Source organism: Paenibacillus sp. JT31N11, from assembly GCF_056269285.1.
Map to the genome: position 1 here is coordinate 541,983 of NZ_JBWDNQ010000001.1, position 17,707 is coordinate 559,689.

Consider the following 17,707-nt stretch of genomic DNA (forward strand, 5'->3'; position numbering starts at 1 on the left):
GGAGAGCTGAAAATGAAAAAAACAGTTTTTGCATCCGCAACCCGAAAAGCCGTGACTTATTCCATTGTATTCACACTTGCGGCTTTCCCAGCCGCCATTGCAGGGACCGCCTCGGCAGAGCCGGCAGCGGCTGCCCGGCAAGCCGCTAATATCGCCGAAGCGCCCGCGCCTGTTCAATATCGGATCGATGCCCGGCTGGATGAGACGAATATGCATATCCTGGGAAGTGAAACAGTCACGTACCGGAATACGTCGAAGGATACGCTGCAGGAATTGGTATTTCACACGTATGCCGACGCCAATCGCTCGGCATCCACCCAGTCTGCGACTTTTGCAAACAGCAACAAAGAGATTCTGAAGAATAATCCGGCATTGAAGTCCGACGACTTTCTCGGCGGCATCGATATAAAGGAGGTGGCTGCCGATGGTCAGCCTTTGACATACAACAATGCCAATCAGGCGTTCACTGTTCAGTTGAAGCAGGAGCTTAAGCCGGGCGAGGTGGCGAGCGTGCAGGTCAGCTTCGATGTCACAATTCCGTATGGCCAGGAGCGCTTGTCGCATTATAAGGACATCATCAACGGAGCGCATTGGTTTCCCGTTATGTCCATCTATAATGATGGCACGCATCAATGGGATCGGGCGCCGTACAGCACAACTTTCGAATCCGACTATTACATTTCCTCCGACTTCCAGGTACATCTCAATGTGCCGGACTCGTATCAAGTATTGATGCCGGGAACGATTACCACCGAGGAGGACCGGGAAGAAGCCGGGCGGAAAATCGTATCCGCCGCTGCTGCAAACACCCGGGAGTTCGTCTTTTTTGCAAGTGCTGACTATAAGGTGGCGAGCGTGACGAGGGATGGGTTGACCATCGAATATTATTATTTCGACAATCAGCCGGATAAGAAAAAGCTTGTAGACCGGTATATCGATCAAGCCTTTCAAGCGATCGGGTTTTTTAATGAAAAGTACGGCAAATACCCGTATCCCGAATTCCGGATTGCCGAGTCGTACGTTGAAGGAGCCGCGGTCGAATTTTCCCGGATTATTCAGATGGGCATGCTGCAGAGCAATGCTGACCCGGCGAAAGATACGGTATTCGTCCATGAAATCGCGCATCAGTGGTTCCATTCGCTAATCGGCAACAACTCGGAGAAGGAATCGTTTCTGGATGAAGGCTTTGCCGATTTTTCCAGCGCTTATTTTTTTGAGAAACAGGGAGATGCCTTAAGCGGCTTTCAAGCTGTTCGATTCGATGAATCGTCCTTCGATGTGTCCATCACCTCATCCAACAGCGAAGTTGGCGATTTGGCGAATCCGGTCTTTTATGTGAAAGGCCGGCAGGCGATTTACCAGCTGTACCGCACGGTGGGCGAAGAGAAGTTCGATACGTTCATGAAGGAATATTTCAATAGGTACGAATATAAAAACGCATCGATTGACGGGCTTTTGCAGACGGTCAAGGATACATTGGGGAGCGCGGCGGCCGATGAGATGGACAAGTCTTTGCATGAACCGAGCTTTGTTCTGAAGCAGGAATTTCGGCTCTCGGACGCAGAGAAAGCCGCATACACCCATAATGTTTTCCAGCAGGCATACGAATCTTCCCTGGAAGTGCCGGACCTTCCCTTTGAAACGATGAGCCGGATCATTAGCAAGGCGCTGCAGGGGGAACCGCTGGCCATCGTCGTGAGCGACGATGCGGGCGATAATGACGGGCAGGGAAATTTCGTCACCGATCTGAAAAGCATGCTGGCCATCTTCGGAATTCAGCCCGAGGTCATCACAAGCCGCCGGCAGTTGAAAAGCGAAATGGGAAAAGAACTGGCGGTCAGCAATATTATCGCGATCGGCAATGCCGAGTCGAACGGGCTTATTCAAGCGCTGAAGCCAGGCATTATCCAAAATTCCGGAGACATCGGCTTTGCCTGGAAAGACAGGATGAGCAAGCCGGAAGCGGCGGGGGCCTATATTATCAAGCACCCCTATAATCATGATCGCCTGCTGCTCCATTTTTATTGGAACCGGGATAAATTAAGCGGGGAAGCCGCGGGGCCGATTTCGGCGCAGATGTCGAAGGTCTTCAATTTCACCTCCGATTTTTATCAATATTATGAAATGGGAAAGACGGGAAAAATCATCTCGGAAAAGAAGCTTGTCAACCCCATTTCGAAATTTTTCGCAGAGTAGCAAAGGCATACCCCTTGCGGCCGGACATTTGTATAGTAACCTGTTGGGAGGGTAATATGAGGGTATGTGCCGGGTTCGTCTGCCGCGGCAGCGAATCCGACCCCAGGCAAGGAGGATGTGAACGGTTTGACGCTCAATCATAAGGTGCTCATTGTGGACGACGAGGCGGACATTGTAAGGTTGCTGCAAACGGTATTGATCAAGGAACGGATCGGACATGTATACACGGCCTCTACGGCGGAAGAGGCTTGGCAGGAGTTTCAGAGAAGGCAGCCGGATATTGTCGTTCTGGACATCATGCTTCCTGACGGAGAAGGGTACGACGTATGCAAAAAAATACGCAGCGTCTCCAATGTGCCCATTTTCTTCTTATCGGCAAAAACCGAAGAGATCGATAAAATTCTGGGCTTCGCGATCGGCGGCGATGACTATATTACCAAACCGTTCAGTCCGAAAGAAGTAGCCTACCGGATCAAGGCCCGTTTCAGGAGAGAGGATTTCTCTCAGGAAGGGGAGAAAACGGGGCATTTGATCAAGGCAGGACCGTTTGAATGGGATGAGCAAAAAGTCGAATTAAAAAAGAACGGAATGCTCCTTGAATTGAAGCCGAAGGAGCTGGGCCTCCTCACCTATCTGCTCAAGCATCCAAACCGGATTATAAGCAAGGAAAGCCTGTATGACCATGTGTGGGGCGAGGAGTTTTTTGGATTCGACAATACGGTGATGGTTCATGTCCGAAGGCTTCGGGAAAAGATCGAAGACGATCCCTCCAACCCGCAGTATCTGGTTACGGTTAAGGGATTGGGATATAAACTGGCCGTAAAGGATGATTGACCGATGAAATGGCAGTTGACCGGAAGATACCTCGTATCCATCGTACTCATTGTCGTCATTGTGATCGTCATGAATATTACGGCGGTTATTGCGCTGCTGGTGATGAACAGCGGCTTTCTGGCTCAGACCGAAGGGAACTCCGCCGAGTCGATGACCCGTTCCTTCGGGCAATATATCGCGGCAACGCCATCCGGAATCTCGGTATCGGACGGGGGAAAGGAGCTTCTTGCCCGCCATCAGGCATGGATTCAGGTATTGGATGAAGACGGCGGGCAGCTGTACGGCTACCTCGTCCCTGAGGGGGCTAAAACCAAATATACCCCGCTGGATATTATAGATATTTACAAATACCTGGAGGTTAACTACCTTTCAACGGTTTTTGTGGGGGAAAAGAAGGTTCAAAATCATCGCTACAGCTACTTGATCGGGTTTAAAGATCCAAATTTGCGGCGGGTGGTTGTAGCGCTTGATATCCGCAAAACCGGGCAAATTTTGAAAAACGGCAGCCTCGTTCTGATTGTCCTCGATGGGTTGATCGCGCTGTTCATCGGCTATCTGTTCAGCAAACGGCTGACGCAGCCGCTGTATGTGCTAATTGAGGCCATCAAGCGCATGGCGAATAAAAATTACAAGGTCCAGTATAGGCCCGAGGGTGTATACAGGGACGTTTTTTTGAACGTCAATTTGCTTTCCAATGAGCTTCAGGCCAACGAAATCGAAAGAAAAAAGCTGGATCGGATGAAGGAAGAATGGATCGGCAATATTTCGCATGACATCAAAACGCCCTTGGCTTCCATTCAAGGATACGCGGAGATGATCAAGGACAGGGACTATCAATTTTCGATCGAGGAAATAAGGGAATATGCAGAAATCATTGAACGGAAATCGCTGTATTTGAAAGAGGTCATCGAGGACCTGAACCTGTCCACCCGTTTGAAGAATAAAGAGCTTGCGCTCAAACTGAAAAATGTAAATATCGTCAGTCTTGTCCGGAATATCGTCATTGACATCCTGAACGATGCCATGTACGCGAGCCGCAATATCGATTTTCACTGCAGCGACGAGGTCATCGTCACGGAGGTGGACGACATTCTGATCCGGCGGGCGGTCGCCAATATCATCTATAATTCAATCGTCCATAACGGCGAAGCCGTGCACATCCAAGTAAGCGTGGAGACAAGCGGCAGCGATGCCATCATCCGTGTCGAGGACAACGGAAAGGGAATCAAGGAGGAAGAAATTGAACGCATCTTTGACAGATATTACCGTGGCACCAACACAGGCGAGCTTCATAAAGGCTCCGGTTTGGGCATGGCCATTACGAATGACATCATTGTGGCGCATAAAGGAGAAATTCAGGTCAGCAGCGCGCCTCACCAGGGTACCCGCATTGAAATCCGGTTAAACTTGCCGCAAAAAGCGGGCAATTGATAATTACCGACTTCGATTTCATGGGCGTGCGCGCCCGCATCGACGATCTTGCTCTAACCTTGTGCTACTTTGGGCGAAACAGGATTTTACAATACCTCATGTCGAAGAAGAGAAGAAGCAGACTACTCTCTGAAAGGAGACATTGGGCATGATTGTGATCCCTGATAATTTTATTGAAAGAATGCACGAACTCCATGGTAAGCAAGGCGTAACATGGTCGGAGGCGCTGCCTGGGTTGATTGCCGACTGTGAAAGCCGTTTCAATTTTATCGCAGAAGCTCCATTTGCCGATTTATCCTATAACTTCGTGCTTCGAGTAAAGCGCAGCACCGGGAAGCCAGCCGTCCTTAAATCATCTTTTATGAAAGATGAGCTTTCTAGGGAAGTCAGTGTGCTTCGTGCCTATGAGGGCCGGGGGGCGATTCATGTCCTGGATGCGGACGAGGAGTGGGGCGTGGCCCTGCTGGAGGGGGCCGACCCTGGCACACCGTTGTCATCAATTCAGGATGATGCACGCGCGACGGATCTCTTTTGCGAAGTATTTCGCCGTCTTCACCTTCCTGCACCAACCGGGAGTGTGTACCCGTCTATGAGGCAGCATTTCGCGGCAATCGAGCGATATAGAGAGCGATTCGATGATGTGAACATTGCCGCGCCGCTGCCTGTGAGCTGGGTGGAAAATGCCGAAGAATATCTGGCGTATCTCATAACGACCACAAGTGAGAATCTCCTGCTGCATGGCGATCTGCATCATGAAAACATCCTTCGCCAAGGCGAAGAGCAATGGGGTGTCATTGATCCCAAAGGCATCATAGGTGACATCCATTTTGATACTATCCAGTTTCTGCTTAATTATGAGGATCGAGGCGGTAACTGCGAGCAGGTTCTACGGGACCGGATTGCGATAATGGCCGATCGACTCGGCCTGGATCCTCGCCGAATTGCGATGTGGGGTGTGGCGCGAGGTGTGCTTGAGGCGTGCTGGACGATTGAAGACGGAGGAACGGATTGGCACAGAGGCATCCAAATTACAGAGCGCTTTGCCAAATGCCTGGATTGAGATCTATCCAAAAAGAATGGAGTCGTGATCAAAAGCTTTGGCATTATCGTGCCGAGGCTTTTTAACATGCAGTCAAACAACCAAATGGCATAAAATGTTGTCACACATTGCTTACAGACGTTTTCAGCGGAACTTAAAAATGTGTTGACAGGACACTTAACGGTGTCCTATAATCAAATCGTCACCATATGGTGTCCAATTTGGATGGTCATTTGGAAAGTTTGGAGCAAGAAAATAGTTCGCTTGAATCCATTATGAGGAGGAACCAAAATGAGTACGATCATTGGTAAGGAAACAACCGCGATAGTACAAATCCGGCCCCGAGGAAAAATGCTTGCTTATTGGTCAGTCACAATACTGCTCTCAGCAGCTCTTATGTTAAGCGGTATCGGGCAACTGATGCAATATGGGGGAAACGTCGAGTTAGTGACGAATATTGGATACCCATTATACATCTTGACCATTCTCGGGATTTGGAAAGTGCTTGGAGTCATCGCTCTCGTCGTACCGGGTTTTCCTCAGCTTAAAGAATGGGCTCACGCTGGTATCTTCTTTTTAATGACTGGTGCGGCTTTATCTCATGTGTTTGCTGACGATTATGGTGATTACGGGTTTAATGTTATTCTTCCACTTTCATACGCTGCACTAAATATCGCCTCGTGGGCGCTGCGTCCGAAGGGCCGCAAATTTTAGGGAGGCGGTGAAATTAACGGCTGTCCATTGGTATCGCCAATAGATTTCTACTACAGAATGGAGAGGGTGTTGTGAGCGAGAACAACCAGCTGCAACGAGCAAGCTTGCCAAGTGGGCGGTCAACATCCATAATGGTCAGGCGATGGAAAATGATTTTGAGCCCGTCGTCGGACATTGGAGTAAATGGTGCGGCGAGCTTGAAAAGGTATTGGCAACAAGGGCCGTATGAAGCACTTGAGAACCGCGGCTTTTGATTTATCGGACCGCAATCAAGCAAGTGAAAACAAAAAACTGAAGGGGGTACCATTATGATAAAAGGTGAAAGGAATCCTAAGATTGATCCTTATTTTAACAAGCTTAAGAAGTGGAAGGAAGAATTCGAGCTATTGAGAGAAATCGTTCTTGACTGCGGGCTGACCGAGGATTTTAAGTGGATGCATCCTTGTTACACGGTTGACAATAAAAACATCGTTTTGATCCATGGTTTTAAGGATTACTGCGCGCTTCTGTTTCATAAAGGCGCGTTGTTAAAAGATCCCCATGGGATCCTAATCCAACAAACGGAGAATGTTCAGGCAGGGCGCCAGATTCGGTTCACCAATGTTCAAGATATCGATGAAATGCAGCTTATGTTGAAAGCATATATTGATGAAGCCATTGAAGTTGAGAAAGCCGGCTTGCAAGTGAACTATAAAAAGAATACGGAATATATCATACCTGAAGAATTAGATAATAAATTCGTTGAAATCCCCGACTTAAAAACAGCTTTTGAAGCACTGACGCCGGGACGGCAAAGAGCATATATTTTGCATTTTTCTACACCCAAGCAATCCAAAACTCGAGAATCAAGGGTTGAAAAATATATTGTGCATATCCTCAATGGAAAGGGATTAGATGATTAGTATACCTTTGTTGCAAAAGCGCGGTGCATGAGATCCCTCATTTCATGCATGCCAAACAAACTGTCCAACGCAACGCCAGGATTTCCTTAGGCTGCATAGGACGGCTAGGATACTATGCACGGAGTTCGGCTCGAACCATGGTTTTTGATGTGACTAATGATAGCGGGAATACAAAAAAGAACCTGGGTAGTTTAATCAGGTTCTTTTATATTGCATATAAACAGACACGATGATATAATCAGATCACGACTCCGTAAAGTCATATGGACATAATTGTTTCATCTTACACTCTTAGTGTACCATGCCGGTAAACTCTTGTCAAATGTTTTTTCTCAATTTAACAGTTAGGAGAGATGTTGAATGAGTTCTTTGGTTCTCGATTTTCAGGAAATGGAAAAAACGCAGCTTTGGCTTGTTGGCGGAAAAGGGTTGAATTTAGGGGAATTATCAAAAATTCAAGGGATACAAGTACCGGAAGGATTTTGTATTACAACAGCGGGGTACCAAAAAGCCATCGAACAAAGCGAAACGTATCATGCTTTGTTGGATCGACTAACCATGCTAAAAGTAGAGGATCGAGATCAAATTGGTGAAATCGGCAGGAAGCTGCGACACATCATCATGGAAGTAGAAATTCCTTCCGATGTTGTGAATGCAGTTGCTCACTATCTCTCCCGGTTTGGCGATGAACATGCTTATGCCGTGCGTTCTAGTGCGACTGCTGAAGATTTGCCGCATGCCTCCTTTGCCGGTCAACAAGATACCTATTTAAATATCATCGGCAAAGATGCGATCTTGCAGCATATCAGCAAATGTTGGGCTTCCCTGTTTACGGATCGCGCGATAATCTACCGTATGCAAAATGGATTTGACCACAGTCAAGTTTATTTATCCGTTATCGTTCAAAGGATGGTTTTCCCGCAGGCTTCAGGGATTTTATTTACCGCTGATCCGATTACTGGAAGCCGAAAGCTGCTATCCATCGATGCCAGTTTTGGACTTGGAGAAGCGCTGGTCTCCGGCTTGGTATCTGCCGATTGTTATAAAGTGCGGGAAGAGGAAATCGTCGAGAAGAGGATCGCAACCAAAAAATTGGCTATCTATGGACGAAAAGAAGGCGGAACAGAGACAAAGCAGATCGATCCTGATCAGCAGATGTCTCAAACACTCACTGAGCAACAAATTTTGCAGCTGGCACGCATCGGAAGACAGATCGAAGCTTATTTTGGCTGCCCGCAAGATATCGAATGGTGTTTGGCTGATGATACATTTTATATTGTCCAGAGTCGGCCGATCACTACTTTATACCCGATCCCTGAAGCGAAGACCCAAGAAAATCACGTCTATCTGTCTGTTGGTCATCAACAAATGATGTTAGATCCCATAAAACCGTTGGGATTGTCTTTTTACCTGTTAATTACGCCTGCACCTATGCGTAAAGCCGGCGGGAGGTTGTTTGTTGATGTTGCACCTAGGCTGGCTACACCTGCCGGCCGGGAAGCTTTATTAAATACCCTGGGATCCGATCCGCTCATAATAGGCGCACTCATGACCATAATAGAACGAGATTTTATAAAATTGTTACCTAATGATCAAGCAGCTCCGATTCTGGGTAGAAGTAATACAGATATGCTGGCACAATTCGAGAACGATCCGACAATCGTTTCTGATTTTATTAAGCGCAGTCAAATATCGATAGAAGAGTTAAAACAAAACATCCAAGCGAAATCGGGATCGGAATTGTTTGATTTTATTCTGGAAGATCTCCAGCAATTAAAGAAGATCTTATTTGACCCGCAAAGTTCGGCTGTGTTTATGGCTGCTATAAATGCTACATCATGGATCAATGAAAACATGAACGAGTGGTTAGGCGAAAAAAACGCAGCAGATACACTTTCTCAATCTGTACCCAATAATATTACTTCGGAAATGGGTCTGGCGCTATTGGATGTCGCGGATGTGATTCGCCCTTATCCAGAGGCGATTGATTATTTGCAGCATGCAAAAGAAGATAACTTTCTGGATGAACTGGTTAAGTTTGATGGAGGAAGGGAAACCCGAGACGCTATCTATGAGTATCTCAGCAAATACGGAATGCGATGTGCCGGAGAAATCGATATTACGAGAACACGTTGGAGTGAGAAACCAATTACACTTGTCCCCATGATTCTTGGTAACATCAAGAACTTTGAGCCTAATGCCGGCAAGCGAAAATTTGAGCAAGGGCGCCAGGAAGCTTTGGAAAAAGAACAAGAGTTAATAGACCGATTGAAGCAATTACCGGATGGTGATCAAAAAGCCAAAGAAACAAAACGAATGATCGACCTCATCCGGAATTTCATCGGCTACCGGGAATATCCAAAATACGGCATAGTAAGCCGCTACTTCGTTTATAAGCAGGCTTTACTGAAAGAAGCCGAACAACTCGTTCATGCTGGCGTAATCCATGACAAAGAAGATACGTACTATCTCACTTTTGAAGAACTTCACGAAGTCGTACGCACAAACAAACTTGATGATCAGATCATCCACAGACGAAAAGAGGATTACAAATTTTTCAAAAAACTGACTCCCCCGCGTGTCATGACGTCTGATGGTGAAATCATTGCAGGTGAGTACAAACGAGTAAATTTGCCGGCGAATGCGATTGCAGGTCTGCCTGTTTCTTCCGGAGTGATAGAAGGAAGAGCGCGTGTCATTTTAGACATGGAAAATGCCGATCTGGAAGATGGAGATATATTAGTCACCTCCTTTACTGATCCTGGCTGGACACCATTATTTGTATCCATAAAAGGTCTGGTCACCGAAGTTGGCGGACTGATGACCCATGGAGCAGTTATCGCGCGTGAATATGGCTTGCCGGCCGTTGTCGGAGTGGAAAATGCTACCAGGCTGATTAAGGATGGGCAACGAATTCGCGTGCATGGAACAGAAGGGTATATCGAAATATTGTAATGGCTGAATACGTCAAGTAAGAGCCTCTAACATAATGGACGGCATTAAATGCATCCTGTCATGGATAAAAGGGCGGTTAGCCTGTTCGTCCATTTATCTACCCACCTTAGTTAGGTGATTGGCAGCATAATAAACATCTTCCTCCATCAAAAGCGAAAGCTGTCCAGAAAATCTGAACAGCTTTCATAATGAGATTCGAGATGTTAAGAGCACATTCATATGGCTGCGGCTATTCTTTAATATTACCGGCTAATTTAAGTCGTTTGGCTATGGCTTTAAAATCCTCTTCGGAAATTCCGGGTGCAAATTCCTCTTCGGCAGCAGGGGCTTCTGGAATGGGTACCCCTTTGGGTACGCCTTGAATAACCTCAAGCGGGAGTCCATCTTCGGGATGCGTTCCTTTCCAGATCTGATCAATCGCATTAAAATCATTATCGCTCCACGTGTACAGTTTCGTGTGAACACCCTTTTCCTCGTACTTTCTGGCTTCATTAAACGATTTATTGCTCAATGACGGTATCGGCACCAATTTCGTTACATTGACCCCTGTTGCGATTTCCAGTGCTTTGGCATACGCCACAACATGTACGCCCCCTCTTACAAGGAGAAATCCAACGACTGCACGGGCAGCAGGATGATCCGTCATTTCATAGACCTTCATTTTGTGTGTTCTGGCGCCACACTCAAGGAAAAAGTTATGCAGCAGGTCTTCCACTAAATTTCCGCTGTTAAAGACATGGGCACCCGTCCAGGGATTCCCCATGGAGTCAAATGGCATCGCACCTTGCGCTCCGGCTAAAAAGTGGTAAGACAAGCGCGAGTCTTTGACCGGACCGAGAGGAGTCTTGTCCGGCTCTTTATAATCGGTTGAGCCTCTCAGACAGTTATTAATCGCATGAGAAACCAGCTCGACGTGGCCAAGCTCTTCCGCCGTTATGCTCATAACTAAATCATAGAAAGGTTTTAGTTTTTCTTTTGAACGAAAATTAAAAGATTGGTAAAGGTAATTGTTTAACGTCGACATTTCGCCGAACTTCCCGCCTAACAATTCTTGAATGGCTGAAGCAGCATTGGGATCGGGTTTCTCGACAGAAGGTATCTCAATCATTATTTCATCCATACGCTTGAACATAAATTTTTCTACCTCCCAAAATGGTTGTGAGATGCTAAGGGCTATTAACCTGGAATCACTAGTAATAAGCATTTATTATGCTTTTCGAGAATTGGACATCCTGAAAATTAGGATTCATGAGGCTAAACCAGTCCCCTGAGGGGGCTGGTTTTTTTCGGTACAACTGAGAAGTTAGCTTATTGGTTGTTGCCAATATTGCGACCAGGCTGCTTGTATTTACTCAACGTTCGCAGACCGGGAATCAGCTCGCCATGAGGTGGGCTTTTCTTGTTTTCTGAATCGATTTTTGCTCTAAACCTTTAGTTTTAACAGCCCGGATGAAAAAATGCATGTTCAAAATTATAAAAATAGAGGTCGACATTAAATATCGTTTATAGCCTATTTCAAGCGTTGCGATTACGCTTATGTGACACCAGGTATCTATTCCTTGCAGCTTTGATAAGTGTTTGATTCCGGGTGATAAGAAAAAGGAGGTAATAGATTCATGACGAAAAAGAAACAGGTTTCAAGTTTTCTTTTCATTACATGCTTGGGAGCATCCCTTTTGGCTGGATGTAACTCATCCAGTCCTGCACAAGAAGCAACTACCGATCCGGCAGAGGTTCCAAAGCTGACCAGTCTGACGTATTGGACTGGCATGGCCGGTCAAGCGTCCGCAACTATGAAAAGTTATAACGAAATCGAACTATATAAAGGACTGGAACAAAAGACCGGAGTCAAAGTCGACTTCCAGCATCCGCCTCAAGGACAGGATGCAGAGCAGTTTAACTTAATGATTACATCGGGCAAGCTTCCTGATGTCATTGAATATCATTGGACAACGAGCTTCCCCGGCGGTCCGGAGAAGGCGGTCAAAGACGGCACCATTATCAAATTAAATGATTATATCGATAAATACGCTCCTAATCTTAAACAACTGCTCGATTCCCACCCGGATTGGCGTAAGCAAATTACTACAGACGACGGCAGCATCATATCATTCCCGTTTATCCGGGATGGCAGAGAGCTGCAGGTGTTCCAGGGACCTGCCGTCCGGCAGGATTGGATGGATAAGCTCGGGCTGAAAACGCCAACGACGATCGACGAATGGTACAACGTTTTGAAAGCGTTTAAAGAGAAGGATCCGAACGGCAATGGCAAGCCGGATGAGATCCCTCTGCTGCTGCGGGTTGCAGAACTCGGAACGCATGCATTCATTGGCGCATACGGCATTACCAACGGCTTCTACCAGGACCAGGGAACCGTCAAGTTCGGTCCGGTTCAGCCCGAATTCAAGGAATTCCTGATAACGATGAACAAATGGTATAAAGAAGGCCTGCTGGACCGTGATTATGCAGCGACGGATGATAAGCTGTACGATGCCAAAATCACGGGCAATCAAGTCGGATCCGCCGTACTCCTTGTTGGTGGGGGAATCGGAAAATATTCCAACCTGATGAAGGATAAAGATCCGAACTTCAAGCTGGCGGCTGTGCCGTATCCCGTGCTGAATCCGGGCGATAAGCCGGAGCTCGGGCAGCTCGATTTTGCGTTCAACGGAAGAGGAGCGGCGATTACAACAAGCAACAAGAACCCGATCGAAACGGTCAAATGGCTCGATTATGGTTATTCCGAAGAAGGGCACATGCTGTTCAACTTCGGAACGGAAGGCATAAGCTACAATCTGGTTGACGGCTATCCCAAATGGACGGATGACATCTCGAAAAATGCTGACGGGCTGCCGGTACAGCAAGCTATGGCCCGCCATAACAGGGCGTCCTGGGATGGCCCGTACATTCAGGACAAGCGTTATTTGGAACAATATTTAGCGCTGCCAGAGCAGAAAGATGCGGTTACGGTATGGTCCGAACCGAGCAACGAGAAGAAGATGCCGCTCGTAACCCCGACCAAGGATGAAAGCAGCCGGTTCGCGTCAATTATGGCGGACATTAATACCTACAAGGACGAAATGTTCAACAAGTTCGTCATGGGAGCCGAACCGATCGAAAACTTCGATAATTATGTCCAAACCATACAGAGTATGGGCCTCGATGAGGCTCTGAAAATCCAGCAGGCCGCCCTGGAAAGGTACAACAACCGTAAATAACCGGCCGTTCGATTCTTCGGAGGATGGGGCATACGTTTTAGCTCCCGGCAGTTTCAGGGAATCATCGGAAGCGATCGAGAGGAAGTGAATATTCATGTCCGTCATGCAAACGGAGCCTGCGGTACACAAAACCGCAGTATTGAAAAAGGACAGTGCCTGGCGCACCATACGAAAGGATCTAAAGGTTAATAAACTGATCTATCTGATGGTGCTGCCCGTTGTCGCTTATTACGTCATCTTTCATTACGGACCCATGTACGGCTTGCAAATCGCCTTCAAGGATTTCAGTCCTGGACAAGGGATTGCCGGCAGTCCCTGGATCGGATTCAATCACTTCCAAGAGTTTTTCAGCAGTTATTATTTTGGGCGTCTTGTCCGTAATACGATCCTGATTAACATTTATGAGCTGTTGTTCGGTTTTCCAGCCGCTATCCTCATGGCCCTTCTACTCAATGAAATTCGCAGCACCCTATTCAAACGTTCCGTACAAACGATTTCGTATTTGCCTCATTTCATATCGATCGTTGTGGTGGTCGGGATGATGGTTGATTTTTTGGCCCGTGACGGACTTATCAACCAAATAATGGGGTTTCTGGGCCTTGACTCAATCGCTTTTTTCCGGGAGCCCGGATGGTTTCGTTTCTTATATGTTTCATCCGGCGTCTGGCAAGGTGTAGGCTGGGGATCCATCATTTATTTGGCCGCTATCGCCAATATTGACCCAACGCTTTACGAAGCCGCCAAAATCGATGGGGCAGGCCGATTGAAGCAGGTTCTGCATATTACCATCCCCGGCATTATGCCGACCATCGTGATTTTACTGATCTTGAATGTGGGATCCATGATGAGCGTGGGCAGCGAGAAGGTCCTGCTTATGTACAACCCCCAGACCTACGAAACCGGGGACGTCATCTCGACATTCGTCTACCGCAAAGGGATTCTGGAGGCCAATTACGGGTATACCGCTGCCGTAGGTCTCTTTAATTCAATCATAAGCTTTGCACTGATTGTCATCTCGAATACCGTCAGTAAACGAGTGAGCGAAAATAAGCTCTGGTAAAGGAGGGAACTCATGATTAAAAGGAGTTTAGGGGAGAAGAGCTTTGACGTGTTCAACGTCATTCTCATGCTGCTGCTTTGCTTTATAACGCTTTATCCGTTTCTTTATGTCCTCTTTGCCTCCTTCAGCGATCCCTCGGAGGTCGCTCAGCACCGTGGACTCTTGTTCGCACCGCGCGGATTTAATTTGTCGGCATACAAAGCGGTATTCGATAATCCCATGATTGCCAAAGGTTATCAAAACACGCTATTTTACGTGCTGGCAGGTACCGCGATCAACTTGTTCGTGACCTCGCTGGGGGCGTATGCGCTCTCTCGCCGCAATTTGTATTTTAAAAATCACATCATGTTCATGATTGTCATTACGATGGTATTCAGCGGAGGCCTAATTCCCTCTTACCTGCTGATCGGCAATCTCGGTATGTTGAATACGCCTTGGGCGCTGCTCATTCCAGGGGCGATCAGCACTTTTAATCTGATCATCATGCGGACGGCTTTTCAAGCAATACCCGTCAGTCTGGAGGAATCCGCCAAAATCGACGGAGCGAACGACCTGACCATATTGTTCCGGGTCGTTATCCCGCTGTCCATGCCTGTCATTGCCGTGATGATATTATGGTACGCGGTAGGACACTGGAATTCATACTTCTCCGCATTGATCTACTTGCGTGACCGCGAGTTATATCCGCTGCAGCTTATTTTGCGGGAAATATTAATTACAAACAGCACGGACGCGATGATGACGGGCGCCTCCGTCGGGGACAAAATGCCGATTGGGGAAACGATCAAGTATGCGACCATCATTGTATCGACCCTGCCGATTTTGTGTCTCTATCCGTTCTTGCAAAAATATTTTGTCAAAGGAGTCATGATTGGAGCGATTAAGGAGTGAAAACATGGATGAACAGAAGGAAATGGGACGGTTTTCCACGAATTAGTGAGGAAAGGCATATTAAGTGAAGAAAGGGACCCCTATGATTCCTTTTGTCATTCAATTACTCCGGTTAAAGAGGCGCAGCCGGAGAAGCGTGTTCATGACTTTGCTGATTTCTTACATTTGCTTTCTTGTGTTTCCCGTTGTAATCGGAGGCGTCTTGTATTCACGGGTGGAAAAGGCGATGGTCGATCAGGCCAACCGTTCCAACCTTGCCATGCTGGAGCAGCTCAGGCTGTCCATGGACAGCAGCGTGAAAGAAGTCGATCAGTTGTCGCAGCAAATCGCGTTGAACCCCAAAATGGATCTGCTGCTGAACAACGACCTGGCGGACGAATCATCGTACAAGTACATTGAATTTATTTCGGATTATTTAAACCGCTATAGAAGCTTCAGCGGGCAGTTTATCGAGGATTACTACGTTTATTTCAAAGGAAGCGATACCATTCTTAAACCGGGAGTCCGCACGGATTCCCGAACGTTCTACAATAGTTACTACAGCTATAAGGACATGAATTATGAGTCCTGGCGCAAGGAGGTACTGGAGAGCAGTCACAATAGGGATTACTTGCCTTCCCAAACACTTATCCAGGACGGAGGTCTTCCTCTTACGGCAAGCCTGGAACGACAACCCATTCAAGTGATCACGTATGTTCAGTCTCTCATTCCCATACAAGGCACGTCAGACGTCAAGGGAAGTCTTGTCGTGCTGATTAATGAAAAGCAGGTCAAAGAAATGATACGGCAAATCGAGTCAGCCAACCGAAGCAACATCTACATTATCGACGCCAATCAAAAGGTGCTGACCGGGACAACGGATCAGGTTCCACTCAGCAAGCAGGTTTTTGCGCAAATGCAGGATAAACCCGGGTTTTTCCCCTATAAGAAAAATGGACTGGATCTGATGGTTTCCTACACATCCTCCAAACAAATCGGTTGGAAATACATTTCCGTCATGCCGCGGGACCTGTACATGCAGAAGGTCAATTCGGTCAAGGTAACCGCGATTTGGCTGTTCGCGGTTTATTTGGCAGGGGGGCTGGTGGCCTCGTATTTGATGGCTTACCACAACTACAGACCGGTAAAGCAAATGCTCAAGGCTTTCGTAAAAGGCCGCACTGCAGCACAATCGCATCTATCCAATGAATACGAATGCATTCAGGAATCTTTTGAAAGCGTACTCATTGAACAGAAAAATTTGCAAGGGATGCTGAAACAGCAGACGCCCGTCATGCGGGCGAACTTTTTGTCAAGGCTCATAAGGGGGCTTGTGGATCACACGGAAGATTTTAGCCATTCGCTTGACTTTATGAACATCCAGTTTGTGTCCGGGTCATTTGCAGTTATTCTGATCCAGGTCGATCAGGCAGGGAAATTTTCCAAAGAGCATTCCGAGCGGCAATGGGCGTTGACCCGTTTTGTCATTTCGAATATTTGTACCGATCTGATTCACGAGCATCATGCCGGATATTGTATTGAACTCGACCGCGATCGTCTCGTCATTCTGCTTAATTTCAAGGAAAATCGCCTGAACGAAGCCATGCAGGATACGGAGAAGCTCGTTAGTACACTCAAGGAGGTGGTGGAGCACCAATTCAAAATCGCCATTACCCTGGCCGTCAGCAACATTCACGAAGGATGGCAGCGGATCGGGAGCGCTTATGTTGAGGCGCTCGCGGCTATGGAGTATAAGATGATTAAAGGGAGCGCGATTATATATTTTCACGAAATAAACTGCAAAGATCAGAACTACTATTATCCCATGGAGACAGAAATACAATTGATGAATTATGTCCGCAGCGGTGATGCAGAAAGCGTCGGCAAGCTGTTGAATAATTTATACGCGGTCAATTTCACTTCTAATCCGATTACACCCGGACTCGCCCGGTGCCTGTTTTTTGATTTGGCAAGCACGCATTTGAAGCTCATTAACGTAACAAGGGCACGGCTCGGAGAGCAGGTTGACGGTCAATTCGAAGCCATCACAACCATATTGGCCTGTGCAACGGCCGAAGAGATGCATGTACAGATGAAGCAAATGTTTCTGTCGCTGACCCTTTCGCTCAAAGCCGACCGGGGCTGCCATAGCGATCAGCTGCTGCAGGAAATGACTGCTTTTATCGATAATCATTACTCCGATCCGTATATGGGACTTAATATGATTGCCGAACAATTCAACCGGACACCACAGTATGTCTCGACTTTTTTCAAGAAAACGAGCGGCCGGAACATCACCGATTACATTGCACAATGTCGTATCCATCAAGCGAAAAGACTGATTTCCACAAAAGACTTAACGATCGCCCAAATTGCCCAAAAGGTTGGCTATGCGAACGATCTCGTTCTGATCCGCGTATTCAAGAAGATAGAGGGCATTACGCCGGGCAAGTACCGCGACAGCTGCTGATTATTCATCATAATTATT

The 17,707-nt window shown here is 47.1% G+C and carries 12 protein-coding genes; 11 read left to right on the forward strand and 1 reads right to left on the reverse strand.

What is annotated here, in order from left to right; genetic code table 11:
* The first annotated feature begins 12 nt into the window (after positions 1-12).
* From AC0YNV_RS02535 to ppsA, 7 genes are all read left to right on the forward strand, one after another.
* Positions 13-2,196 (forward strand): M1 family metallopeptidase, encoded by a 2,184-nt coding sequence (locus AC0YNV_RS02535; protein WP_475765558.1) that lies wholly within the window; start codon positions 13-15, stop codon positions 2,194-2,196.
* Between the two features lie 126 nt (positions 2,197-2,322).
* Positions 2,323-3,030: a response regulator transcription factor gene (locus AC0YNV_RS02540; protein WP_475767267.1), complete on the forward strand. Its 708-nt coding sequence runs from the start codon at positions 2,323-2,325 to the stop codon at positions 3,028-3,030.
* A 3-nt stretch (positions 3,031-3,033) separates the two neighbouring features.
* Positions 3,034-4,461: a sensor histidine kinase gene (locus tag AC0YNV_RS02545; RefSeq protein WP_475765559.1), complete on the forward strand. Its 1,428-nt coding sequence runs from the start codon at positions 3,034-3,036 to the stop codon at positions 4,459-4,461.
* A gap of 148 nt (positions 4,462-4,609) precedes the next feature.
* Positions 4,610-5,521 (forward strand): aminoglycoside phosphotransferase family protein, encoded by a 912-nt coding sequence (locus AC0YNV_RS02550; protein ID WP_475765560.1) that lies wholly within the window; start codon positions 4,610-4,612, stop codon positions 5,519-5,521.
* A 270-nt stretch (positions 5,522-5,791) separates the two neighbouring features.
* Entirely contained in the window at positions 5,792-6,214 is a 423-nt protein-coding gene (locus tag AC0YNV_RS02555) for a DoxX family protein (protein ID WP_475765561.1), read from the forward strand.
* Between the two features lie 308 nt (positions 6,215-6,522).
* The gene (locus AC0YNV_RS02560; RefSeq protein WP_475765564.1) at positions 6,523-7,116 is read left to right on the forward strand and encodes a YdeI/OmpD-associated family protein; all 594 of its coding nucleotides are present in this window, start codon (positions 6,523-6,525) and stop codon (positions 7,114-7,116) included.
* A gap of 360 nt (positions 7,117-7,476) precedes the next feature.
* A complete protein-coding gene (gene ppsA / locus AC0YNV_RS02565) occupies positions 7,477-10,071 on the forward strand; it encodes a phosphoenolpyruvate synthase (RefSeq protein WP_475765566.1) in 2,595 nt (864 codons plus the stop codon).
* A gap of 229 nt (positions 10,072-10,300) precedes the next feature.
* On the opposite strand, the gene AC0YNV_RS02570 is transcribed toward ppsA, so the two are convergent.
* Positions 10,301-11,203 carry a manganese catalase family protein gene (locus AC0YNV_RS02570; protein WP_475765567.1) on the reverse strand — a complete coding sequence of 301 codons (903 nt, stop codon included), beginning with the start codon at positions 11,201-11,203 and terminating at the stop codon, positions 10,301-10,303.
* Positions 11,204-11,687: 484 nt separating this feature from the next.
* Between AC0YNV_RS02570 and AC0YNV_RS02575 the strand changes: the two genes are divergently transcribed.
* From AC0YNV_RS02575 to AC0YNV_RS02590, 4 genes are all read left to right on the forward strand, one after another.
* On the forward strand, positions 11,688-13,289 hold the full coding sequence (locus AC0YNV_RS02575) for an extracellular solute-binding protein (RefSeq protein ID WP_475765569.1): 1,602 nt from the start codon (positions 11,688-11,690) through the stop codon (positions 13,287-13,289).
* A gap of 103 nt (positions 13,290-13,392) precedes the next feature.
* Positions 13,393-14,349 carry an ABC transporter permease gene (locus AC0YNV_RS02580; RefSeq protein WP_475767268.1) on the forward strand — a complete coding sequence of 319 codons (957 nt, stop codon included), beginning with the start codon at positions 13,393-13,395 and terminating at the stop codon, positions 14,347-14,349.
* 12 nt (positions 14,350-14,361) lie between these two features.
* A complete protein-coding gene (locus AC0YNV_RS02585; protein WP_475765571.1) occupies positions 14,362-15,240 on the forward strand; it encodes a carbohydrate ABC transporter permease in 879 nt (292 codons plus the stop codon).
* A gap of 142 nt (positions 15,241-15,382) precedes the next feature.
* Positions 15,383-17,689, forward strand: coding sequence for a helix-turn-helix domain-containing protein (locus tag AC0YNV_RS02590; protein ID WP_475765573.1), 2,307 nt, complete (start codon positions 15,383-15,385; stop codon positions 17,687-17,689).
* The last annotated feature ends 18 nt before the right edge of the window (positions 17,690-17,707 follow it).

Bases quoted from the DNA above. Each gene is read 5' to 3' on its own strand.
- AC0YNV_RS02535 (WP_475765558.1), top strand. From the start codon at position 13: ATGAAAAAAACAGTTTTTGCATCCGCAACCCGAAAAGCCGTGACTTAT.
- AC0YNV_RS02545 (WP_475765559.1), top strand. From the start codon at position 3,034: ATGAAATGGCAGTTGACCGGAAGATACCTCGTATCCATCGTACTCATT.
- AC0YNV_RS02550 (WP_475765560.1), top strand. From the start codon at position 4,610: ATGATTGTGATCCCTGATAATTTTATTGAAAGAATGCACGAACTCCAT.
- AC0YNV_RS02555 (WP_475765561.1), top strand. From the start codon at position 5,792: ATGAGTACGATCATTGGTAAGGAAACAACCGCGATAGTACAAATCCGG.
- AC0YNV_RS02560 (WP_475765564.1), top strand. From the start codon at position 6,523: ATGATAAAAGGTGAAAGGAATCCTAAGATTGATCCTTATTTTAACAAG.
- ppsA (WP_475765566.1), top strand. From the start codon at position 7,477: ATGAGTTCTTTGGTTCTCGATTTTCAGGAAATGGAAAAAACGCAGCTT.
- AC0YNV_RS02570 (WP_475765567.1), bottom strand. From the start codon at position 11,203: ATGTTCAAGCGTATGGATGAAATAATGATTGAGATACCTTCTGTCGAG.
- AC0YNV_RS02575 (WP_475765569.1), top strand. From the start codon at position 11,688: ATGACGAAAAAGAAACAGGTTTCAAGTTTTCTTTTCATTACATGCTTG.
- AC0YNV_RS02580 (WP_475767268.1), top strand. From the start codon at position 13,393: ATGCAAACGGAGCCTGCGGTACACAAAACCGCAGTATTGAAAAAGGAC.
- AC0YNV_RS02585 (WP_475765571.1), top strand. From the start codon at position 14,362: ATGATTAAAAGGAGTTTAGGGGAGAAGAGCTTTGACGTGTTCAACGTC.
- AC0YNV_RS02590 (WP_475765573.1), top strand. From the start codon at position 15,383: ATGACTTTGCTGATTTCTTACATTTGCTTTCTTGTGTTTCCCGTTGTA.